Origin of the sequence: Shewanella sp. SM95 (genome assembly GCF_025653595.1) — a bacterium.
Classification (GTDB): Bacteria; Pseudomonadota; Gammaproteobacteria; order Enterobacterales; family Shewanellaceae; genus Shewanella; species Shewanella oncorhynchi.
In genome coordinates this window covers 184,485-191,329 of sequence record NZ_JAKKSE010000006.1, presented here as the reverse complement: position 1 = coordinate 191,329, position 6,845 = coordinate 184,485, and the positions used below count along the sequence as shown (strand labels likewise).

The 6,845-nt window shown below is 41.8% G+C and carries 8 protein-coding genes and 1 pseudogene; 6 read left to right on the top strand and 3 right to left on the bottom strand.

The genetic code is table 11. The features are described 5' to 3' along the window. Positions 1 to 236 (top strand): annotated as a pseudogene (locus L5M29_RS09830) (IS4 family transposase); the annotation flags it as partial. A 24-nt stretch (positions 237 to 260) separates the two neighbouring features. Here the strand turns inward: L5M29_RS09830 and L5M29_RS09825 are convergent. Together L5M29_RS09825 and L5M29_RS09820 are read right to left on the bottom strand one after the other, a co-directional pair. Further along, positions 261 to 1,421: a hypothetical protein gene (locus L5M29_RS09825; RefSeq protein WP_263167624.1), complete on the bottom strand. Its 1,161-nt coding sequence runs from the start codon at positions 1,419 to 1,421 to the stop codon at positions 261 to 263. Next, complete coding sequence (locus tag L5M29_RS09820) at positions 1,418 to 2,485, bottom strand: tyrosine-type recombinase/integrase (protein WP_263167622.1); 1,068 nt, start codon at positions 2,483 to 2,485, stop codon at positions 1,418 to 1,420. Before L5M29_RS09820 ends, L5M29_RS09825 begins: the two co-directional genes overlap by 4 nt. 121 nt (positions 2,486 to 2,606) lie before the next feature. On the opposite strand from L5M29_RS09820, the gene dusA reads away from it, so the two are divergent. The 3 genes from dusA to L5M29_RS09805 all read left to right on the top strand — a co-directional run bounded on the left by dusA (position 2,607) and on the right by L5M29_RS09805 (position 4,479). Next, entirely contained in the window at positions 2,607 to 3,626 is a 1,020-nt protein-coding gene (gene dusA / locus L5M29_RS09815; protein ID WP_263167621.1) for a tRNA dihydrouridine(20/20a) synthase DusA, read from the top strand. A gap of 210 nt (positions 3,627 to 3,836) precedes the next feature. Next, complete coding sequence (locus tag L5M29_RS09810; RefSeq protein WP_173246873.1) at positions 3,837 to 4,127, top strand: hypothetical protein; 291 nt, start codon at positions 3,837 to 3,839, stop codon at positions 4,125 to 4,127. Between the two features lie 151 nt (positions 4,128 to 4,278). Beyond that, a complete protein-coding gene (locus L5M29_RS09805) occupies positions 4,279 to 4,479 on the top strand; it encodes a PspC domain-containing protein (protein WP_113941528.1) in 201 nt (66 codons plus the stop codon). 131 nt (positions 4,480 to 4,610) lie between these two features. On the opposite strand, the gene L5M29_RS09800 is transcribed toward L5M29_RS09805, so the two are convergent. Beyond that, entirely contained in the window at positions 4,611 to 5,348 is a 738-nt protein-coding gene (locus L5M29_RS09800) for an enoyl-CoA hydratase (RefSeq protein WP_028761866.1), read from the bottom strand. Positions 5,349 to 5,381: 33 nt separating this feature from the next. Here L5M29_RS09800 and L5M29_RS09795 point away from each other — a divergent pair, with 33 nt between their 5' ends. Beyond that, complete coding sequence (locus L5M29_RS09795) at positions 5,382 to 5,864, top strand: copper chaperone PCu(A)C (RefSeq protein ID WP_028761867.1); 483 nt, start codon at positions 5,382 to 5,384, stop codon at positions 5,862 to 5,864. Between the two features lie 11 nt (positions 5,865 to 5,875). Then, the gene (locus L5M29_RS09790; RefSeq protein WP_105251468.1) at positions 5,876 to 6,844 is read left to right on the top strand and encodes a DUF2333 family protein; all 969 of its coding nucleotides are present in this window, start codon (positions 5,876 to 5,878) and stop codon (positions 6,842 to 6,844) included. Position 6,845 lies beyond the last annotated feature (1 nt).

Sequence of the window (6,845 nt, the reverse complement as noted above, 5' to 3'; positions counted from 1 at the left end):
CGTTGATGGTTCAATGCCTGTTGTGGCTAGTTGGTTTACACGCACAGCAACAGGGCTGGGATAAGCATTTTCAGGCCAATACCATTGGGCATCGAACGGTACTCTCAACGATTCGCTTGGGATTGGAGGTACTCAGGCGGCCTGATTATCAAATCACGGAGAAAGAATTGCTGGCGGCCTGGGTATTATTCGCCAATCAGTTGCTCAAATATGGCTATGCTATGGCTGATTTATGAGGGGATCCTTCAGGGTTTAGCGGGTTATAATCTGTTAGATCTTTTTCTATACATCTCTCTTGCAACAGAGTTATGAAAACGTGCAGAATTAAATTCTGACAATTTATATTGCAGTTCATTAGGTATTTGTTCATCTTCATTTATAAATGAAATTATACGCTCCCAATGACTTGCCATTTTTTTCATGTACTCATGATTAGAAAATTCAATTGGTTCAAATGGTAGGCCTATATTTGAAAATTTCTTTACTTCCATTTGGAGTGCAATTAACTCTTTTACTCCGTTACAGGTTGTAAATATTTTTGCTTCAAACCCTAAGTCAGTTAGGTTTTCAATTGCAAATCTCTCTAAGTTATATAAACATTTTTTCTCAGGTAGCTTATATCTTATTTTTAAGTTTGAATTGCTAAACATAGCCATGCTTTCAAATATTTTCTTTAAGTCTTCGAAAAAACTATCAAGTCTAAAAATATTTATACCACTGTTCTCATATTTTATGTTAAATATGTCACCACTTATTGGTGAGGCAGGGTATTTTAAGTTGAATATTTCTAGAGATTTAATTAATAAACCGAATAGTACATGAGTATCGATTTCATAAGAGTGTGCGTAGAAATATAATTCTTCAATTTCATTCTTTGCGGTCTCTAATAGGTGTGAACCATTTTCATTAAATGATGAAATAAGGTAAATATTTTCATGATTATTATGTGGAAAAAGCTTTTTATAGAGTCCAAGTTTGTTGTTAACTTTGAATTTACTATATGATTCGAAATTATGTATGTATGTAATGAATTGATTTTGATGCTCTATAAATCTCTGCTGTTTAATCATTTCATCTTCTGTTTCCCATTTTTCTTGTTGTAGTTTTTCGAATTTATTTTGACGTTCATTTTGTGCTTCTATCTGCTTTTGTTGAATTTTGAATTGCTTAATGGCAAGCACCATTACTCCTACAGTACCAACTGCACCCATAAATGAAGATGCACCTGATAAAAGTGAACCAAATGCAGACCAATCATCTGGAAGGTTTGAGAATCGATCCCAAAAATCAGTGAAACTACCAAATTTTACTGCATAGGCAATAAGAATACCTGAAAAGATAATAAAACTAATATAAGCAGCTAACTTTAGTCTATTTAATAATTTGTTAAATTCTAATGCTGAATTGTCTGTAACTTTCATAAAATATCCTTATCATGCAACCGCTTCGGGAATAGCTCTGTATACACTTGCCAAAGAGTATTTATATTCCTGTGGCCTGTGACCTGCGCCACTTCATCAATGCTATAACCCTTCTCAAATAGCCGGCTAGCACCTTCACGCCTTAGGTCGTGATAGCGTAAATCTTCAATTCCCAATTCATTACGCACCCGCTGAAACCCTGCAGTAACACTGCGCTCGTTATAGGGGAAAACCCGCGCATCATTCCTCGGCTGCTTTTGCAGTATCTCCCACGCCCCACCCAACATAGGCACCAACATGTGATTACCTGCTTTTTTGCGCGGATCCTTACGGTCACGAACGATTACTGCCTTTTGTGCCTCATCTACATCAGCCCATGTTATCCGGCACACTTCACCAATACGCATGCAACTCAGTATCGAGAAATCCAGCAAATCAATATAAGGGATGTGTGCAGCCCGTTGATCTGCTCTTGCAGCTAATCCAACTTTTAACCTCTCAATCTCATCCGTAGTCGGTCTGCGCGAACGCTTACCCGATTTAGCGATCAAGTCTTGGCTATACAGTGCGTCGTAAGCCTCAATAACCGAAATTTGTGAAACCTCATGCCCAAAGTTTGATTTAGCGATTCGTAGCAGCCATCGGATCACGCTTACATCAACTGCAATGGTAGATGGCCCTGTGCCTGCACTGCGCCGCAATTTACAGTGGTCGATGATGTGGTGCGGCTTAATATCAGTCAGATTCAATTTAGCAATATCGCAATCCGATAACAGCCGTAAACAAAAGCGCTTTGAACGACCAATGCTGCTGTTGATGTTTTCATCTGTCAGGGCTTTGCTGATGATGCTGCCCAATGTAACAGGAGCCGTATCCTCAGTAGCAAACCCGTTTGACTCAATATCAATCACCCGATCTTTACCCCATGCCTCGGCAGCGGCATATTTGGTAAAGGTACGTTGCTCCGTGTATAATATTTTGCCGTTTTTCTTTACACGAACTAGGCAGCGATGCCGCACAGTACCGTCGGCTTTTTCACGTTTTTGAATGCTATAAGATGCCATGTTTTTTGGTTCCCCGAACCCCTCAGTCCAATCCATTGTGGATCACTATAGGTTCCCCGATCAATGCAAAACATGCAAAAACGTACAAAAATTAGCAAAAATATTAACTTTTCGGATTGTAATGAATTTAGATAAAACCCAGCAACACCAAGGTTTAGCGCCTAAAACCCTCGATAGAACCTTTTCCATTGCGCCCATGTTGGATTGGACAGACCGGCATTATCGTTATTTTGCACGTTTGATGTCGGCTAATGCTTTGTTGTATACGGAAATGGTGACAACAGGAGCGATATTGCATGGTCGCGGTGATTACTTGGCGTATAACCAAGAAGAACATCCTTTGGCGTTGCAGTTAGGTGGCTCTAATCCCTTAGATTTGGCTCGTTGCGCTAAACTCGCTGCTGAGCGTGGCTACGATGAAGTTAACCTCAATGTGGGTTGTCCTTCCGATCGAGTGCAGAATGGTCGCTTTGGCGCGTGTTTGATGGCGGAACCTGAGTTAGTGGCTGAGTGTATTGACGCCATGAAACAAGTCGTTGATATTCCTGTGACTGTGAAAACGCGTATCGGAATTGATGAGCAAGATAGTTATGCGTTTTTAACCCAGTTTATTGATGTGGTTAGTACAAAAGGGTGTACGGATTTTACTATCCATGCGCGTAAGGCGTGGCTTCAAGGGTTAAGCCCAAAAGAGAATCGCGAGATCCCGCCGCTCGATTATGAGCGTGTGTATCAACTTAAGCGTGATTATCCTGCACTTAATATTGGTATTAATGGCGGCGTAACAACTCTCGAGCAAGCACAAGTTCATTTAGTGCAGCTCGATGGAGTAATGATGGGGCGCGAGGCTTATCAGAATCCTTATATTCTGGCGCAGGTGGATCAAATATTGTGTGGCAGTCAAAAAGCAGTGATCAGCCGCGAGGCTGTGATTGAGGCTATGTTGCCTTATATTGAAGCGCATTTGCAGTCTGGTGGCCGGCTCAATCATATTACTCGTCATATGATAGGTTTATTTCAAGGCTTACCGGGTGCCCGTGCGTGGCGTCGTTATTTGAGCGAAAATGCCCATAAAAACGGCGCTGGGATAGAAGTGGTAAAGCAGGCTTTTCAGAATATTCAGGCTGAAGTTGTAGAGTAATTCCACTCGACTTAAAAGATGGTGAAATTTACTAATTTGAGTAGTATTTTTCACCACTTGTTATTTTCAAATCCATCCCTATATCTCATCTTGTCCATATAAAATTTTTTTAAAATGATTAAAATCATAATCTTAAAAATACTTTTATAAGTTGGCACGCAGTTTGTAATACTCCTTTCGTCAAGTTAATTAATCGAAAGGGATGCCATCATGTTTACGTTAACCATTAAAAAATCAGTACAAATGAGTGTGTTATTAGGCGCGTTAGTCGGTAGCGTTGCAGCACACGCAGAAGCCGCACCAATATCAGATGTTGTGGGAACTATTGAGCAAACATTAACTGCGCAGACACAAGAATTGTTCGTCAGTGTAAAGCGTGAATTTGTGATGTCATTGCAAACACAACTGGCTGAAAGTATTTATGACTTCAACAGTCAACTTAGCTTAAACGCTGAAAATAAAGGTGAATCGGCAGGTGCCGATGAATATAGCGCTAAGTAAAGGATCTGCTTATGTGGTTTGTAGCACCTTTGATGACATTGCTACTGTTACCTGTAATTAGTCTTGCGTTGTTTTCAGGCATTATTTGCTGGTTTCAGTGGCATAGTGTTAGTGATAAATAAGTTAGCGATCAACTGAGCCGAGGTTTTAGATGAAACGATTAAAAGTGCGTATGGAGAGTCCAGAGCGGTTAGTGTGTGGTGTTGCTGCAGGCATGGCGTGGAAATTTGATTGGTCTTGTTTTTGGACTCGTGCGGTGTGGGCTGGTGCAGTTGTATTTATGCCGGGTGTGAGTTTGCTAATTTACTTTGTTTTAGCATTGTTAGTTGACCAATGGAAAAAACCAGCCTAATCATGCAGTGATGGCTGGTGTTGATGAGCTAATAAGTGGCTTGTTTTGATTTAAAATGATGCAGTTAAACCTATCAACAAGAGGGTACTTTGACCCTCATGCGAAAATGTATATGCATACTGCCTTGCAGACTACTTTTTCAAAAAAGCCTGAAATCTGCTTTTGGCTTCATCACTTTTTAGCCTAGCGCTAAATTGTTCAAGTTCCTGGTGCATTTGGTGTTGTACACGATTTTTATGCGGACGCATTAATTGACGTGTGATTTGTAGGGCTTGTGGCGGTTGATTTGCCAATTTTTTTGCCTGAGATAATGCATAACTGAGTAAATCTTCATGGGCCACAATTTCGTTGATCATATTGAGTCTATGGGCCGTCTCGGCATTAAAACTTTCACCAAGTAGCAGTAACTCAGCCGCTTTTTGATAACCAATGAGTTCTGGTAAGAGTAGGCTAGCCCCCGCTTCCGGCACGAGAGCCAAGTTGACGAAGGGAAGTTGAAATTTCGCCGTGTTGTCAGCGTATACCAGATCGCAATGTAGCAGTACGGTTGTACCTATACCGACGGCGGCACCAGAAACCGCAGCCACCAGAGGTTTTTTGAGTTCGAGCAGGCAAAATAAGAAACGTACTGCGGGATGATTTGGCCCTAAGTCACTATTTTTCAAAAAGTCAGCAACATCATTGCCTGAGGTGAAACAATTATCTTGGCCATGGAGCATAAAGGCACGAATGTCGTTGTCTGCTTCACCTTCGATCAGGTATTCTGTCAGTTGTTTATACATATTAAGATCAAGTGCATTGCGTTTATCAGGGCGATTAAAGCTAATAATACGCACGCCCTGATCATCCTGAACCTGTATATGACTCATGGGTTGTTTCCTTTACGACGACATTGGGTAGACATGGAGTTTAAGACATTGAAACCAATATTCAAACAGCTGTTTAATTGTCTAGTTTTATCTTGTGCATCATTTTCAGCGTTGGCGAACGTAGTCATGACTGAAGGTCATATACGCGCCATGCCTGAGACAGTACCAAATACTGCCGCTTACTTTACGCTTGAAAACCACACAGATAAAGCGATTCGTCTTATCGGTGTCAGTACGACTGTGGCAAAGGATGCCCAATTACACACGATTATCGAAGACCAAGGCATGGTGAAGATGCGCCATGTTGAAGGTTTTGACATCCCCTCCCATGGCACATTAACGTTAACGCCGTCAGGGGATCACGTCATGTTGCTTGGCTTAAAAGCGCCATTGGTGTTAGAGCAACAAGTTGAACTGCAATTAGAGTTTGACGGTGGCGAGAAAATGGCAATTACCCTGCCTGTTAGTAAAGCAGCAGAAAACGCCGCAGAGCAAGAGCATCATCACCATCATTAAGGAGTCGCTTGATGCAAATTACATGGAAAAAAGTTACCGGGGTCGGTTTATTTTTAGTATTAATCGGTTATGGCGTGAGTGTATGGTGGAGTATCGAACCGGATCCAATTAGCCCTCAACAATTAACAGCATCCAATAAGAATATTGTTGGATACGCTACTACTACATCGCTAATCCTCACAGTCGAAAATTTACTCGATAAGCAAGGTGGTTGGTTATCAAACGATGTGATGCCACCTTCCATCTTCATGGATAACATGCCCGCATTTGAATATGGTGCTTTGGAGCAAGCCCGTGATTTAGCCTTGATTATGCGTAAAGAGTTTAGCCGCTCACAGTCACAATCTGCGGCGGACAAAGATTTAGGCGAAGCCCAATCTAAGCTCAATATTGACCACACAAGCTGGTTAGTACCGAGTGCCGAAAGCGAATATCGCGATGCAATCAAATTGCTGAAGCTTTATCGTGCCCGCATGATGGACCCAAATAATCAAGATGCACAGTTTTATGCCCGTGCTGACAACCTTAATGAATGGTTGAAAGAAGTGCAGAAACGTCTGGGCAGTATGTCGCAGCGTTTATCTGCCAGCGTTGGCCAAGAGCGCTTAAATACAGACCTAGCCGGTGATAATTCGGCGCGTCAATCAACTCCAAATTTGACCAGCCATCAGGTAAAAACCAGTTGGTGGAAAATTGATGATGTCTTCTATGAGAGCCGTGGTGCTTCATGGGCGTTGTTGAACTTTATGCGCGCAGTTGAAGTTGACTTTGCTGACGTATTGAAGAAGAAAAATGCTGAAGTAAGCCTAAGACAGATCATTCGTGAGCTGGAGGCGACTCAGCAAACTGTCTGGAGCCCTGTTGTGCTGAATGGCAGCGGTTTTGGCTTAGTCGCTAATCATTCATTGGTTATGGCTAACTATGTATCCCGTGCGAATGCCGCGGTGATTGATTTAACGAACTTGCTATCTCAAGGTTAAT

What these genes read in the sequence shown, in the direction of transcription:
- L5M29_RS09825 (WP_263167624.1), bottom strand. Translation starts at nt 1,421, where the DNA reads ATGAAAGTTACAGACAATTCAGCATTAGAATTTAACAAATTATTAAAT.
- L5M29_RS09820 (WP_263167622.1), bottom strand. Translation starts at nt 2,485, where the DNA reads ATGGCATCTTATAGCATTCAAAAACGTGAAAAAGCCGACGGTACTGTG.
- dusA (WP_263167621.1), top strand. Translation starts at nt 2,607, where the DNA reads ATGAATTTAGATAAAACCCAGCAACACCAAGGTTTAGCGCCTAAAACC.
- L5M29_RS09810 (WP_173246873.1), top strand. Translation starts at nt 3,837, where the DNA reads ATGTTTACGTTAACCATTAAAAAATCAGTACAAATGAGTGTGTTATTA.
- L5M29_RS09805 (WP_113941528.1), top strand. Translation starts at nt 4,279, where the DNA reads ATGAAACGATTAAAAGTGCGTATGGAGAGTCCAGAGCGGTTAGTGTGT.
- L5M29_RS09800 (WP_028761866.1), bottom strand. Translation starts at nt 5,348, where the DNA reads ATGAGTCATATACAGGTTCAGGATGATCAGGGCGTGCGTATTATTAGC.
- L5M29_RS09795 (WP_028761867.1), top strand. Translation starts at nt 5,382, where the DNA reads ATGGAGTTTAAGACATTGAAACCAATATTCAAACAGCTGTTTAATTGT.
- L5M29_RS09790 (WP_105251468.1), top strand. Translation starts at nt 5,876, where the DNA reads ATGCAAATTACATGGAAAAAAGTTACCGGGGTCGGTTTATTTTTAGTA.